Source organism: Acidobacteriota bacterium (assembly GCA_022562055.1).
Classification (GTDB): domain Bacteria; phylum Actinomycetota; class Acidimicrobiia; order Spongiisociales; family UBA5794; genus BMS3BBIN02.
The window spans coordinates 1-13,964 of the sequence record JADFQA010000051.1; the positions used below are offsets into that span (position 1 = coordinate 1).

The 13,964-nt window shown below is 61.4% G+C and carries 16 protein-coding genes; 12 read left to right on the forward strand and 4 right to left on the reverse strand.

The window, feature by feature from the left end:
- The 7 genes from IIC71_13950 to IIC71_13980 form a co-directional block, all read left to right on the forward strand.
- The coding region (locus IIC71_13950) for a transposase (protein MCH7670284.1) at positions 1-211 on the forward strand (211 nt) is incomplete at its 5' end.
- Between the two features lie 317 nt (positions 212-528).
- Complete coding sequence (locus IIC71_13955; GenBank protein ID MCH7670285.1) at positions 529-2,268, forward strand: hypothetical protein; 1,740 nt, start codon at positions 529-531, stop codon at positions 2,266-2,268.
- Positions 2,265-3,101, forward strand: coding sequence for a hypothetical protein (locus IIC71_13960; GenBank protein ID MCH7670286.1), 837 nt, complete (start codon positions 2,265-2,267; stop codon positions 3,099-3,101). The genes IIC71_13955 and IIC71_13960 overlap by 4 nt, the downstream gene beginning before the upstream one ends.
- A complete protein-coding gene (locus IIC71_13965) occupies positions 3,098-4,213 on the forward strand; it encodes a UPF0104 family protein (GenBank protein ID MCH7670287.1) in 1,116 nt (371 codons plus the stop codon). The genes IIC71_13960 and IIC71_13965 overlap by 4 nt, the downstream gene beginning before the upstream one ends.
- 40 nt (positions 4,214-4,253) lie before the next feature.
- Positions 4,254-4,961, forward strand: a complete 708-nt coding sequence (locus tag IIC71_13970; protein MCH7670288.1) for a phosphatase PAP2 family protein — start codon at positions 4,254-4,256, stop codon at positions 4,959-4,961.
- On the forward strand, positions 4,958-5,278 hold the full coding sequence (locus IIC71_13975; GenBank protein MCH7670289.1) for a hypothetical protein: 321 nt from the start codon (positions 4,958-4,960) through the stop codon (positions 5,276-5,278). Before IIC71_13970 ends, IIC71_13975 begins: the two co-directional genes overlap by 4 nt.
- A complete protein-coding gene (locus IIC71_13980; GenBank protein MCH7670290.1) occupies positions 5,265-5,558 on the forward strand; it encodes a hypothetical protein in 294 nt (97 codons plus the stop codon). The genes IIC71_13975 and IIC71_13980 overlap by 14 nt, the downstream gene beginning before the upstream one ends.
- 250 nt (positions 5,559-5,808) lie before the next feature.
- Here IIC71_13980 and IIC71_13985 read toward each other — a convergent pair whose 3' ends face one another.
- Both IIC71_13985 and IIC71_13990 read right to left on the reverse strand, forming a co-directional pair.
- On the reverse strand, positions 5,809-6,270 hold the full coding sequence (locus IIC71_13985) for a transposase (GenBank protein ID MCH7670291.1): 462 nt from the start codon (positions 6,268-6,270) through the stop codon (positions 5,809-5,811).
- Between the two features lie 312 nt (positions 6,271-6,582).
- Positions 6,583-7,287 carry a PadR family transcriptional regulator gene (locus tag IIC71_13990; protein MCH7670292.1) on the reverse strand — a complete coding sequence of 235 codons (705 nt, stop codon included), beginning with the start codon at positions 7,285-7,287 and terminating at the stop codon, positions 6,583-6,585.
- Between the two features lie 104 nt (positions 7,288-7,391).
- Here IIC71_13990 and IIC71_13995 point away from each other — a divergent pair, with 104 nt between their 5' ends.
- The 3 genes from IIC71_13995 to IIC71_14005 are packed head-to-tail and all read left to right on the forward strand — an operon-like array spanning position 7,392 to position 9,073.
- Positions 7,392-7,901, forward strand: coding sequence for a hypothetical protein (locus IIC71_13995; GenBank protein MCH7670293.1), 510 nt, complete (start codon positions 7,392-7,394; stop codon positions 7,899-7,901).
- A gap of 36 nt (positions 7,902-7,937) precedes the next feature.
- A complete protein-coding gene (locus IIC71_14000; GenBank protein MCH7670294.1) occupies positions 7,938-8,606 on the forward strand; it encodes a hypothetical protein in 669 nt (222 codons plus the stop codon).
- Complete coding sequence (locus IIC71_14005) at positions 8,603-9,073, forward strand: hypothetical protein (GenBank protein ID MCH7670295.1); 471 nt, start codon at positions 8,603-8,605, stop codon at positions 9,071-9,073. The genes IIC71_14000 and IIC71_14005 overlap by 4 nt, the downstream gene beginning before the upstream one ends.
- Positions 9,074-9,940: 867 nt before the next feature.
- On the opposite strand, the gene IIC71_14010 is transcribed toward IIC71_14005, so the two are convergent.
- Together IIC71_14010 and IIC71_14015 are read right to left on the reverse strand one after the other, a co-directional pair.
- The gene (locus tag IIC71_14010) at positions 9,941-10,276 is read right to left on the reverse strand and encodes a hypothetical protein (GenBank protein MCH7670296.1); all 336 of its coding nucleotides are present in this window, start codon (positions 10,274-10,276) and stop codon (positions 9,941-9,943) included.
- A 12-nt stretch (positions 10,277-10,288) separates the two neighbouring features.
- Positions 10,289-12,589, reverse strand: coding sequence for an NTP transferase domain-containing protein (locus tag IIC71_14015; protein MCH7670297.1), 2,301 nt, complete (start codon positions 12,587-12,589; stop codon positions 10,289-10,291).
- A 583-nt stretch (positions 12,590-13,172) separates the two neighbouring features.
- Between IIC71_14015 and IIC71_14020 the strand changes: the two genes are divergently transcribed.
- Entirely contained in the window at positions 13,173-13,382 is a 210-nt protein-coding gene (locus IIC71_14020) for a type II toxin-antitoxin system Phd/YefM family antitoxin (GenBank protein ID MCH7670298.1), read from the forward strand.
- Between the two features lies 1 nt (position 13,383).
- A complete protein-coding gene (locus IIC71_14025; protein ID MCH7670299.1) occupies positions 13,384-13,665 on the forward strand; it encodes a type II toxin-antitoxin system RelE/ParE family toxin in 282 nt (93 codons plus the stop codon).
- Positions 13,666-13,964 lie beyond the last annotated feature (299 nt).

Below are 13,964 nucleotides of genomic sequence, written 5' to 3' on the forward strand. Positions count from 1 at the left end.
AATGGTTGAACGGCTCGCCACCGAACACGGAGCCGCCGCCTATGCCAAACGCAAAACCACCGTCGAGACGGTCTTCGGGAACATCAAAGCCAACCTCGGGTTTCGGCGATTCTCGAACAGAGGACTCGATGCAACGTCAAGTGAGTGGCGACTCGTGTGCACCGTCCACAACCTGCTCAAAATCCACCGCCAGAGACTCGCAGCCATCTAAACCCGGAACAAGGATCGACGCGGCCTAACCCAGACACGCCAAAAACCCCCGCTCGGCGGCCATCTATGCGACAGCCCCCGACGCAAGGGGTTCTCTCGTTGAAGTCTGCGACTGTTGCAGAGTCGCCTCGAAGAATCCTGGTGAAGTCTTGGTCGGGTGGAAACGTCGCAGAAGAACTCGACGAGGTTGGCCCTTCCAAACGGCCTGGGACTACGTCGAGAGCGGCTAGGAGGTGTATGAATTGCGGCTGTGCCGGAATATCGTTCATGGCGAATCCTGTCATACTCATTCGATGAAACTTCGAAGGAGACAAATTAGTGAGTGACGAGTACCGCCGTGAGCGGGAGGTCATGGCGGTTGAGTCGTCCACCGGCCTCGGAGCTGTCGCGCATCGCAGGCAGCTTCGGGTGGGCGGAGTCCAGATCGCTGGCCGGCGGCGGAGACCATCGGGCGAGAAGGCGCCGCTCCCGCGTGAGTTGAAGCGCAGCGGGCGTTTCTGGCTCATTGTGGGATTCGTCCTGACGGTGCTGTGGATCACCCTGTTCGCTTTCCCGACGACTACGGAGTGGTGGGGACGGGTGGATCACCGCGTCCTCGACTGGTTCGTCGACATTCGAAACGACACGCTGACCAGAGTCATGAAGGCGGTCAGTCTGCTCGGTTCGCTGTGGTTCATTCGCCCGCTGCGGTGGGTCACCATTCTGGTGCTGGCCTACTTCCGTCGGTGGCGGGCCATGATCGGCGTGGCGATTGCCTTCATTGCAGTCGACTCGTTGCAGCGCGTGCTGGTACCCCAAATCGGCCGAACCCGACCTCTCGTTGAGATCATCGGGAATTGGGCTGGCTACTCGCATCCGTCGGGGCCGGTGGTGTTGCTTGCGGTGACCGTGGTGGTTGCCGGCTTCGCCCTGATCCCGATCGGGAAGTGGCGAGATCGCTGGTTCGTCGTATCGGGAACCTTGATCGCCGTTCTGGCTGTGTCGCTTGTATATCTGGGAACTGACCATCCATCGGATGTCATTGTCGGCGGGCTGATCGGACCTATGATCGGTGTCCTCGTGTTCCGGTGGGTAGCTCCGGAGTCGATCTTCCCGGTGACGTACGGTCGTGGCCGTACCGCACACCTTGATGTCACGGGCCGGCGCGGCGAGGCGATCAAGACTGCGATTCAGGAACAGTTGGGTCTCAATATTCTGTCGATCGAACCGTTCGGTCTTGAGGGATCGGGTGGTTCTACGCCACTGCGGATCGAGTGCGAAGCCGCCCCGGGTGGATTCCTTTTCGCAAAGCTGTACGCACAGAGCCACCTGCGAGCCGATCGGTGGTACAAGACTGCGCGAACGATCCTCTACGGGTCGCTTGAGGACGAGGTTGGTTTCGCAACAGTCCGTAGGCTGGTCGAGTACGAGGACTACATGCTGCTGAAGATGCAGGACGCTGATCTGCCCTCACCCTGCACGATGGGCTTCGTGGAGATCACGCCTGAGCGGGAGTACGCCATCGTTACCGAGTTTCTGCAGGACGCCAAGGAAATGGGCGATGTCGATGTCACCGACGAGATCATCGATGAGTCCCTGGTCATCGTGAGGAAGCTCTGGGATGCTGGCTTGGCTCACCGCGATATCAAGCCGGCGAACGTGATGGTGAGTGACGGCAGGGTAGTTCTCATCGATCCGGCATTCGCCACCATTCGCCCGTCTGCATGGCGCCAAGCGGTGGATCTTGCCAACATGATGATCATCCTCTCGCTCAAGACTTCGGCGGACTATGTGTACGAGCGGGCATTGCATCACTTCTCTCCCGATGACATCGCAGAAGCCTTCGCTGCCATGCGGAGCGTGACGATTCCTTCTCAGAGCCGATCATCTCTAGCTCTACTCAAGCGAACCGAAGGCATCGATATCGTCGCACGGTTCCGCGAGCTGTCCCCTGCGCGAGATCGGATCAGCCTGCAGCGCTGGTCGTGGCGCCGTGTGAGGTTGACAGTCGGTGCGGCCTTTGGCCTCCTATTCGTCATCAGTCTTCTCATCGACAACTTTCGGACGGGTGTGATATGAGTCGACGACTGATGCTCGTGGCCGCCATGGCGATGGTTGCAGCGGCTTGTGCGAATCCACTCGGAAGGTCCGTTCCCGAGTGCGACACGGTGCGGGGATCGATGGTGCTCCAAGTGCAGTCGGTGCCCGGGGCGGCTTACGTCTCCTGTATCAACAGTTTGAAGACCGGGTGGTTGTACAGAGATCTCGAAGCAAGAAACGGACGCTCGGTCTTCTGGCTGGATTCCGATCGGCTCGGCGACACCTTTATCACTGTCGAGACCGTGCTCTCATGTGACGTGGGTGGGGCAACCGAGTCGGAGTTCGAGGCCCCATCGGTCCGGTTGTTCAAGGATGTCGTTTCGGTAACGACAATCGAAATCGTGCTTGTGCCGGAAGGGACTTTCGGCCAAACGCTTGAGTACGTGGCTGAGATATCGACCGAGCTTGAGGCAACCACGATTAAGGACCGCGCGATCGAAGTATCTGTTGCCCTGGTCAACGACTCGACCGCAGCCCGTGTCAGCAGGGCGGCTGCCGACGGGGCGCACGTCATCATCATCAGTGTGCGTGACGCTGAGGAAGGGACTCTGACCCTCCTGGTGAACGGTCAGACGCAAGAGCGCAAAGGCGATCTCGATCAAGCGATCGATGCGATTGAGGACGCCGAGCCACGCCCGAGCTACCGCGGAAACTGGTACTTCGTGTTCGACGGCGGCTGCGTCGTGTACACGTTTGACGCTGAGGGTTCCGGTGTCGATACGATCGAGAGTGACATCGGCCTCGCGCTCGGCCTCTTCGACGCTAACGCCTTGCGGCAGACCGCCAGGGACGCCGGATTCAACCTTCCGTGAGCCGCGCCGGTGACGCTGTGGATTCGAGGCCGAAGGTAGCTGTCTGGAAGCGCCTGCTTCAGGCTGGTGTCTCCCTCGTGATCGTCGTTGGGATCTTTGCCGGGGTCATGCCTCGTATCGCCGACTATGGGGACGTGTTCGACACGATCCGTGCTATGACCAACCTTGAGGGCGGATCGCTGGTCCTCATCGGTCTGTGGAACCTGGCTACCTACTGGTTCGTTCTGACGGCCGCGCTGCCGGGGCTGCGCCTGAGAGAGGCAGCTGTCGTGAATCAGGCGTCGACCGCTGTGTCGAACACACTGCCAGCTGGCAGCGTCATCGGAGTCGGCGTGTCCATCAGCATGCTCACATCGTGGGGATTCAGAATCGGTTCTATCGGCCGATCGGCCTTTGTGACGGGCATCTGGAACAACTTCGTCAAGCTGGGGATGCCGGTTCTCGCGCTGTCGCTGCTTGTGCTCGAGGGCGATGTGACGCCGGCGCGTTTGGCGGCCGCAACGATCGGGATCGCGGTATTGGTCGGTGCGGTGGTCCTGTTCGCGTTGGTGCTTCGAAGCGACAACCTGGCAAGGGCGATCGGTCGCGGGCTAGGCCGCCTCGTCGATCGGGCGCGCCGACTGTTGCGCAAGGAGGAGGTCGGCGGCTGGGATGGACGCGCATCGACGTTCCGAACGGACACGATCGGGATTCTCAGACATCGCTGGTTGTGGCTGACCATTGCGACGCTCGTCAGCCATTTCTCTTTGTACCTTGTCCTACTTGTTGCCCTGCGCCATGTGGGTGTCTCCCAGGAGGAGCTCGGTTGGGTCGCGGTACTCGCAGCGTTTTCATTCGTCAGGCTGATCTCGGCGATTCCACTGACGCCTGGTGGCGTCGGGGTGGTCGAACTCGGCTATGCCGCTGTCATGACCATTGGCCTCGACGATCCGACCAGCGCCAAGGTCGTGGCCGCGATCTTGGTTTTCAGAGCCGTTACCTACCTCCTGTCGATACCTCTCGGCTTGTTGTCATATGTCGTTTGGCGAGTGAATACGAGTTGGAAGATGACAGATGAGGATCGCGATCTCATGATCGGCGATGCCTACGTGTTCGACCCGGAGCCGTCGTGACATCCGTCATAGTCACGTCGCGCTCTGAAGGCGCCGCACTATGACTACGACGGATTCCGACGGTTGGCGGCGGCGACTCGAGTCTAGGCCCCTTCTGGCTGACCATCCCATCGCGTTGCGCATCACGCTCGCACTTTGGGTTCTTGGCGGTGCGCTATTCATCGCGCTCGCCGTGCCGGTCCTCGAAGCGTTCGTGCAAGGTGTCGACGTCGTCGTACACCAACTCGCTGTCGATCTCGAGTTCTCACCGGCCGTGCGGATGGCTGTCGGCCTTGACTTCCTGGGAGGCACATGGGTCACCGTGCCGGTCATGATCCTTGTCGGTGCCTACCTCGCGTGGCGCAGGCGATGGGAAGGTGTCATGTACTGGGGACTGTCCATGTTGGTCTCCCAAATATTGATCGGGACGACGAAGGCTGCCTACGAGCGGTCGAGGCCGCCTCTCTCGCTCGTCGAGACGACTGGGTTCTCGTTCCCTTCGGGTCATGCTGTCGCTGGCGCGGCGATTGTCATCGCGCTGGTGATCGTGCTCGTTCCCGCGGGACTGAGGAGGAGGAACCTTGAGATGCTCGCCGCGGCTTTCGCCGTCATCATGGGTCTCAGCAGGGTCTATCTCCGTACCCACTGGCTTTCTGATGTCGTCGCGGGCGTCGCTCTCGGCGCTGCCGTCGCGGTCGGCGTCGCGGTAGCGATGCATTACGTCGTGCTGTGGGAGAGTGACCGGTCGAGCGGGGAGCGGTCACCGTGATACTCCGTCGCCTGAAGTCGATTCTTGCTGCACTCATGGTGATTGTGGCGTCGTGTGGCAGTGGCGAGTTGTCGGTGACGGAGTACGTCGAGGAGGTCAACGCCATTGTGAACCGGGCGAGTCAGCGCTATGAGGCTCTCGCTTCGGACGGGAAGGGAGCGGTCCTGGTTGCTAGCGGAGCTCGACTCGTCGACTTCACGCCCCAGGATCTGTCTGAGGCATTCCAAGGGGTGAGGGAACTCGAAGGCGAGCTTGAGAGAGCGATCGGTGAAATCGACCCTCCCGCCCAGATCGCTGACCTGCATGAACTCAGATGATGGCTTCTTCGCTGCCCAGGAGGCGATGGCTGCTAGGGCGAGAACCGCCATGAGCTGGTCAGAACTCTCTGAGAGTCCCGAGATGGAGGCGTACAGAGCGGCGCGCGCCAAAGACAAAAGTGAGTGCGAGGAAACCGAGGCAGAGTTGAACGCAATCGCGGAACAACGCGAGGCCTTCGCGGACACGCCTTGGGTTCCTGGTGAGCTGAAAGGCGTATTTCAGGCTGCTCTCGGCTGCAGCGGCTATCCAGAGCATCCCGAAGACGTGTATCGCCCATAGGGTCGTACGGTCGCGGGCCCGCGGGCCGAAAGCCCATCGGCCCGACCAGGAGTGCGATGACGGCGGTCGGAGGAATGCGGATCGGAGGATGGCGTTGCGTGGTGTATGGGCTTGTGCATGTCTGGCGCTGTTCTTACTTGGTTCTGACCTGTCCATCAGAGTCCCAAATATCCGACTTATGCAGGGTCCGAGGCAGTGTCCCGTTGAGTGGTGTACATGAGGTTGTGCCTCTCAGCGGTTGTTTGTCATGTTAGGCGGCGGGGAGTTCGGGTGTGTACAGCGTGGTGACCTCTCTGGGTGGTTGTCCGATCTGGTTCATGGATCCTTCCGATAGGTAGCGTTTGTCAGCGGTCTGCCATTCGTCGTGGGTTTCGGCCAGGACGGCTCCGACGAGTCGGATCACGGAGGCGTCGTTGGGGAAGATCCCGACGACTCTCGAGCGGCATTTAATCTCTTTGTTGACCCGCTCGAGCGGGTTCGTTGACGCGATCTTGGGCCAGTGCGCCTGTGGGAACTTCGCGTAGGCGGTGACGTCGTGTTCAGCGTCGGAAAGCAGTTCAGCCGCTTTCGGGTACCGTGTTTCGAGCATCGCGATGACCTGCCGGAGCTGGTGACGGGTGGATTCGGCGTCGGGTTGCACGAAGATGGTCCGCACGGTCGCTCCGATCATCTGTTTATGGCTCTTGGGGAAGTGGACATTCCCAAGAGCCACACGGTGACCCCTCAAACAGAAGGACCAACCCCAATTTCCACCACTTCACGGGACACATACCTGGTCTTCCCGTGACGGGGCCATCTATCTGGGTCTAGCCCACTCTATGCAGACACCCCCTATTCGGGTACTAACGTCTAGATCTACTCATATTGTGCGACGCAGAGCGCCTCGAGTTCGGCCGTTTTCTCTTGTAGCTCAACGGTTCTTCGCTCCAGGATGGAGTTCAAATAGTGTCCCGTCAGGTCCGCCCGGGTCGCGGTCTCGGTGCGCGTGGGTTCTGTTCGCCGGGTTCGCGACCCCCGTCGATCTTTAGCGATTGGAGAGTGTGGATCTGCGGCTCTGGATAGTTTCGAGGCGGCGCCGCGTGGCGGGAGTGAGCTGGGGATCTGTTGGGTAGGCCCAGGTGCTGGTTTCTTGTGTTGTCGCGGTGAAGAACGTATCGAGTTCCATGAGTAGGCGGGTGGTGATGTCGATGGTCATGGCAATCACGTGGAGCCGCTCGGGGTACTGCCGCCGTCCGTTGAACTCGAGGCGCTCTTGACCTGGCCCCCCGATGTCTTTTTCGAGCATTGAGAGGGGTCCACCTTCTGCCAGGTATTCGTCGACGATATCGACCATCTCGTCCAACATTTCCCGGGCGGTCCTGCCGGCGTTATCCATGGACGCCGCCAGGTCAGCAACGGTACCCTGATCTCCGTAGAACAGGCGGAGGATGCCCTCGATCTCAAAGCGGGGCGCCTGCGGTTTTGTGCTCAGCCAATCTCGCAGGGCTTCTCGACCTTGACGAGTGATGGTGTAGCGCTTTCGGGTTCTCTTGCCGGCTGGTTCGTTCTCGACGGTCGCCCATCCCCGACTAACCAGACGCTTCTGCTCTCGATACAGGTGCCCCTCAGACGACGGCCAGACGTATCGGAGGCTCCTCCGCACCTGATGGGTCAGTTCATACCCGGTCCAGGAACGGACAGCCAGCAACCCAAGGAGACCATATGTAGTTGCGGAGTTCTTCTTCGTCATTGAGTCCATACTACTCGCAATGCGAGTAGATATGCTGTATGTTGTAGATGGACACGCCGGTTGGGGCAACCGTGTGCAAAACAACAGAAGGGAGCCAGGAAGCTATGGGTGTTGGAACACTCCGCTGTGTGGTGATCAACGTCACCGATCTGCCGCTCGCCTACAGATTCTGGGGAGCAGTTACCGGACTCGAAGTCATCGGTTCAGAAGACGGATGGCATGACTGGCTTGGATATCTGGGAACGAAGAACCCGTGGAGACACGAAATCACCCTTCAGAGGATCGACACCTCCCCACTAGAGATCCAGGCACCTTCGGCCGACAAGCCGAATCAAGTTCATATCGACATCACGCCAAACAACGGCATCGACCAGGCGATCCAAGAAATCATCGAGTTGGGTGGCAGCGTCAAGAAGCCGCCAAGCCTCTACCCCAGACCCGGATCGCGTGGAGACGATCGGCCACTCATCGACTGGGCAGTCATGCAAGACCCGTTCGGCAACGAGTTCTGCCTCGTCGACAATCTCACCCTCGACCAGTCGACTGCAGCCACGGACGCCGTCGACGCCTCCACGGATGAGCAATGGAGAATCGCAGCGGGCGTCACGTCCTAGGACGTTGGGAATGAGCTACCTTGGATCGATGACGTAATGATGGTCGATGGTGGCATCGGCGGATCGTTTCTGACGGGTGTCCTCGCAGCGAACAACTCCAAAGCGCAGGAGGTCGTCGTCATCCTTGATTCGTGCATGAGCGGAGCGCTCGGTCAGTTGCCGCAGCTCGGGTCCGAGAAGGCACACCTGCGAGAAGGCGTGGCCGTCTTGACAGCCAGCCGGTCCGGTCAGGCGTCGGTCAAGAGCGGCAGTCGGGGGCTGTTCACAGAGTTGGTGTGCGGTGTGCTCCAAGTCGGCGGCGCTGATGTCCTCGGTCAGGTGACGGTCGCTTCCATTTATGCGTACGTTGAGGAAGCGCTCGGGCCTTGGGACCAACGCCCACTATTCAAGGCTCACGTTTCGAAGTTGGTACCGCTCCGCACCGTCCAGGCGGTGGTGCCTTTGGCCACGCTCCGGCTCCTACCCCGCTGGTTCGCCAATCCGACCGCGCTCTTTCCACTTGACCCATCCTTTGAAGATACCGAAGAGCCCAGGAACCCAAAGAACGAGGAGACGTTCAAGAACCTCCAAACATGCCGTGCAGCAAAACTGGTGGAACCGGTCGGCGAGGATCACATGTACTACGCAGCCATGAACTCGACTGGATGCCAGTTGACTGCGCTTGGGCGCAGATATTGGCGGATGGCGCAAGAGGACAAGTTGTGAAGCTAGGAATCACGGGTCACCAGAACCTTCCACCTCAGGTCATCACCGAGATCAAGGGTGCGATCCGGAACCTCGCCAGCGTAGAGCAGATTTGCCTGGTTGGGTCGCTCGCCGTCGGCGCCGACCAAGTCGCAGCCGAGGAAGTCCTCTTGCAAGGTGGTCTTCTCGAGGTTGTCGTGCCGTGCGATCGGTATGAGTCGATCTTCGCCGACGGGAGTTCGCTTGAGACCTACCAACGCCTGATTGCTCAGGCCACAGCCGTGTCCGTGCTCCCTTTCCCCGAGCCGAGCGAGGCGGCGCTTATGGCGGCCGGAGTCGTGGTCGTTGAGAGATCCGACCAAGTCCTGGCAGCGTGGGATGGCGAGCCGTCGCGCGGTCTTGGAGGTAATTCCGACGTTGTGCGATATGCGAAGCGGGAGCACAAACCAGTTACCAATGTGTGGCCCCGGGGGCTTGAGCGCGAATAGTGTCGATCATGCATGATCGTTGCGATGAGCGTATGTGTGGTTCAACCCAGAACAATGTCATAGCCACATCCTGATCCCTGGATACGGCCATGCGCGATACGATTGTCCACCACACTTCGTCGCGGCTCGATTGAAGGTCCCCGCTGGTCAGAGCGGGGCGGCCCTCTGAAGGGGCATGTTGTAGGCGTTGCCTATGTCGCGACCCGTTCTCCGACGGGGGTTACGTTTCTCGATACCTGGTTCTCAGGACGCGCATAGGACGCGGTTTGTTGAGAAACGCTACGAATTGAGGAGTGCCAATAAGTAGTGAAACCCGTAGTATGTAAGCGTTTCTGCCGATTCGGCAGGTCACATACCTCCCCTGACGTGCCTTCACACGGCAGGGGTCGCCGCTTCAAATCCGGTATCGCTCGTCACGCGGAAACGCTGGAAGCGCTGCGCCCACAGCAGCTCCAGGGGGTTGAGTCATGCCATCTTCCTAAGTGTCGATACACTCCGAATCACGGCGTCCCGCGGCCCACACTGCGGATTCCACGAGCAAGACGAATACGGGGTAGCGACAGGACATGAACATTGGGGATCTACGGTTCGCCGTGAGGAGGGGGCAACCCGAACCTTCGCGGGCGGAGCGCACGCCGACGGTGGCGGCTGGCGGTTCGTGGACCAGACACCGCCGAGACGCGCTCTGTTCAAGCTCAGAGCGACCCGAGCACGGCTGTACAACCTGCCGAACCCGACGCCCCCTCCGGCCCGTCCCGCCGAGTTTGTCGACACCCACTCGCGAGGTATGGTGCACCTATGCGACTGATTTACCTCGTACGTCATGGGCGCACCGCGTCGAACAGGCGGAAGCGAGTGATGGGTTGGCTAGACGAGAGCATCGAGCCAGCCTCCCAGGCGGATGCTGAAGCTGTAGCGAGGGCGCTGGTCGACGAGGATGTCGGTTCCATCGTGTCGAGTCCCCTGCACCGGGCGTTGGCGACGGCGGCTCCGCTTGCAGCGTTGGTCGGCCTCGAACCGCGGATCGACGACCGCTTCGGCGAGATGCATGTGGGCCCGTGGGAGGGCTTGTCCGAGGACGAGGTCGCCGCCCAGTGGCCTGCCGAGTGGCAGGAGTGGCGGACCGAGCCACACAGGTTGCAGCTCCGCGGTCGAGAGACGTTGGCCGACCTGAACGTACGGGTAGCCGAAGCGCTCGAACAACTCTCCTCCGAATCAGTCGTTACCGGCGCTGCCGTGGTGTTCACCCACGACGCGGTGGTGCGGGCCGCCGTCGCCTGGGCGCTCGGTACGGGGCCGGAAATCTACCGCCACGTCGCGGTCGCCAACTGCTCGATCACGACGGTGCGCATCGTCGACGGCCTTCCTCACCTCCTGCGGACGAACGACATCGGCCACCTCGACGGGGCCCGGGGCCAGGGGTGACTCCTCGGGCGTGGACCTCGTTACGTACCCGTACCCGTTCCCGACGCTCACCGGCAAGCGGCGAGCGCGCACAACCTGGTGGGCAACCGCCGCCAGAGAGGTGACCACCGCAATACCGCTTCCGGCGAAACTATCGGGGTGACCGGGCCGGGCGAGCCCGATGAACCGAAGGCCCGCAGCCTCGGCGATCGCCGCGTCACGCATCGCATCGCCGACGAAGAGCACGTCGCTCGGCGCGACACCGATCAAGGCCGCCCACTCCGCGAGCTGCTCTGCCTTGGGGTGGTCAGGCCGCCACCCGTCGATGGCCGTCGCGAGTTCGGACAGCTCATGGCGTCGGCAGAATCGCTGGACGAGCTCACTCCGAGTGCTGCTGCACACCAGGATGGGCACGCCGGCGCGACGGAGCCGGGCAAAGGCCGGCCCGGCGTCGGCGAACGGTCGACAGCCATCAATAAGGGCCTCCTTCTCAGATTCGAACCAGGCGGCGACCTCGTGGGCGTGAAGATGGCCCGCAGTGATGACGTCGAGCTGGGTACGAAAGTCGTCGCCGGCGGTCGCGAGGTAACGGCGAGTCGCCTCGCTCCGCGCCAAACCGAACTCGGCGGTTAGCAACGAGGTAGCGAGATCAGTGAGAACGCCCATGGTGTTAGCCACGGTGCCGTCGAAGTCGAACGCTACAGCACGGACCCCCAGGTAGTTCGAGCCGGGGCCTTCCGCCCACCACGACGCCCGCAGCCGCACGCTGATTATCCACATAGATAGTACCCCAATCACCGCCATGGCGACGAATAGAGCACCGGCGTGGATCGCCGCACCGAGGGCGCCGAGGGTCACGATCAGCAACCGCAGGTCGCGACCCCGGCCGCCCGCGACGAGGGCACCGTGGTAGTGATGGTCGAGGTCGGTGGCCGCCTTGGCTGTGGTGTAGCTGACCAGCAGGTGTCCGACGATGGTCACGCCACTGACGACGACCACGATCGATACTTGAGCCGACCCGAATACATTAGCGAGGTCGTTGCTGGTCGCGAGGTAGACGGCCGCGCCCGTGAACAGGAGCCCGTCGGCGACACGATCGAGCACCGCATCGAAGAAGCCGCCGAAACGCGACGAACGGTGGGTTAGCCGGGCGACTTCGCCGTCACTGCCATCGAGCACGCTCGCCAGTGTGACCAGGACGGCAGCGAGCAACGGAGCGTGGGCGACGAACGCCGCAGCCGCAGCCGCGGCCGCGGCGAACGCGACAAGCGTGATCTGGTTCGGCGTGATCGTGGGGATCGCACGGAGCAGCGCCGGGGTCACAAGCCGCTGCGATACAGCGCGGTTGAGCCTCGCCGCCACCGCACCATCAAGGGCTTTACCGGTGCCCCGGAGGAGGAACCGGTTGCCCCTGCGATAGTCGGTTGAGGTGTCGACATCGAACCACCATTCGTCATCGACCAACTCCAAGGCCCGGGCAGCACCGGCGTCGGCCACCACCTGTATGGCGCCGGCGAGTGTGCTATCGCCGTTTGCGGACGCTTCCTTCACCGCGTCGAACAACGCCGGACTACAGACAAACGCCCCGACATCGAACGCGTCGTAGTCGGTCAACGTCTTGGCGATAGCCTCGACCTGATCACCGATGAGTCGAACTTTCATGGCGTCGGCGGCATCAACGCCAACGGCGCGGCCCAGCGACCTGTCGATAGCCGCGACCACCTCGCCCGGCGCGACCGCGGTCTCCCGGAGACGTCGCAGGAATGCCGGTGCGAAGACGTGATCAGCCATCACCAGCGCAAACGGTGCTTCCCCGACGGCCTCCCTTGCTGCGAGCACCGAGAGCCCGTTGCCATCTCGATACCTCTCGTTGTGCGCCACCACTACGGCCACTCCGCGTCGGCGACTCACCTCAAGTGCGTGCCGCGCGACGCGATCACCCTGGTGGCCGGTGACCACGACAACCTCGTCGAAGCCAGCCTCGTGTGCGGCAACGATTGAACGCTCGAGCAGGCTCAACCCTCCGAGCCGCACTAATACTTTCTCGGTCCCCCTGCGCCGGAGTCTCGACCCGAACCCGGCAGCCAACACCACCATCCGGCGCGGACGCATTTCCGCTCCAAAACCTCCGGTCATATCCTCCGCGCTGGGACCACTGCGTGCCTCCTTCGTGCCAAGTCAAGCCAACCCACACTACCCTTGGCGTTCGGGTGTGAAGTCGTCGGTCCTGATCTTCGAACTCAGCGGCCATGGCCGTGAGGTTCTGCGACCACTCAACACCTCGGAGATCTATCTGACATGCTGGTGTCGCGCTCACTCAATTCGAGCATGTACGTGCCAACGTATTCCGGCGTGCCTAGCCAACCTGCATGCAGCGACCGCGTACGGTCCCGACCGGAACAGCCAACGCACCATGGCGGCCGTCACACATCCGAAAACTGTACCGACGCGCGGCGGAATTGGCTCCCAGGCGCGATGTTGGTTCACGGGTTTCTGAGAGTCCGTGTCTTGGTCTCCAGCTCAAGGGTGTGTCGCCTCGGCCCGGTGTCAAATTGTTCAGAGAGTTGGCGCACGAAAGCACCCCGGAAACGGTCACATGGCAACGCTATGTGCCACTTCGAGGACAACGCGGAATCGGTGTGTCTCGCTGCCGACGCCTTGTATAGGTCAGTATTGCGACCTATAACCTATCCATATGAGCGACACGCTTCCGTTCTCTGAAGTCAAGGCCCACCTCTCGGAACTGGCCGACCGGGTCGAACGTCAGCACGACCGCATCTTGGTCACTCGCAACGGACGACTCTCGTTCGTCCTATTGAGCCCCGACGACCTCGAGTCCCTCGAAGAATCCCTGGATATCCTCGAGAACGACGACCTGAGGGAGTCGCTTCGACGATCGCGATGAGATGCTGAGCACGGCAAGCGACTGCGTCTCCAGGACCACGTCTGAGGGTCTCCGTCATCTCAACAAGCTCCTTGAGAAAGTGCGACACGCTGCACTGGAGTCCATCTTCGGGCCGATCGCCCACAACCCAAACCGTCTCGGCAAGCCGCTGGTTGGCGAACTCGAGGGTCTCTGGTCGGCGCGGCGTGGCGGTTACCGTATCATCTACGAGATCTTCGAAAACGACCAGGTCGTTCTGATTCACCGCGTGCAGCATCGCAGAGAGGCGTACCGGCCGCGTTGACCGCCTTTAACCGCACGACCGTGCGCGTTTCGTGTGCGATACGCTGGGAAACCATGCGAAACGGTGAGAGGTGTTCGGAACGTTTCCCCAGGTCAAAGCACATATGACCCGGTCAGAGAAATGGGGGCGCTGCGTTCGCAACGTAGGGGCCAGGGGTTCAAATCCCCTCACCTCCACGAAGAGAGAGGCGAAGAAACCTCAGCAATAGCTGGGGTTTCGGTGTGTCAGGCTCTATCCGCCGAACAGACGCCATACCCGGTTTGAGTGGCGTTCTTGGTTGAGCATCGATTCTGTGCTCC

Coding starts and splice junctions, on each gene's coding strand:
- IIC71_13960 (MCH7670286.1), top strand. CDS start 2,265: ATGAGTCGACGACTGATGCTCGTGGCCGCCATGGCGATGGTTGCAGCG.
- IIC71_13970 (MCH7670288.1), top strand. CDS start 4,254: ATGACTACGACGGATTCCGACGGTTGGCGGCGGCGACTCGAGTCTAGG.
- IIC71_13980 (MCH7670290.1), top strand. CDS start 5,265: ATGAACTCAGATGATGGCTTCTTCGCTGCCCAGGAGGCGATGGCTGCT.
- IIC71_13990 (MCH7670292.1), bottom strand. CDS start 7,287: ATGACGAAGAAGAACTCCGCAACTACATATGGTCTCCTTGGGTTGCTG.
- IIC71_13995 (MCH7670293.1), top strand. CDS start 7,392: ATGGGTGTTGGAACACTCCGCTGTGTGGTGATCAACGTCACCGATCTG.
- IIC71_14000 (MCH7670294.1), top strand. CDS start 7,938: ATGATGGTCGATGGTGGCATCGGCGGATCGTTTCTGACGGGTGTCCTC.
- IIC71_14015 (MCH7670297.1), bottom strand. CDS start 12,589: ATGCGTCCGCGCCGGATGGTGGTGTTGGCTGCCGGGTTCGGGTCGAGA.
- IIC71_14020 (MCH7670298.1), top strand. CDS start 13,173: ATGAGCGACACGCTTCCGTTCTCTGAAGTCAAGGCCCACCTCTCGGAA.
- IIC71_14025 (MCH7670299.1), top strand. CDS start 13,384: ATGCTGAGCACGGCAAGCGACTGCGTCTCCAGGACCACGTCTGAGGGT.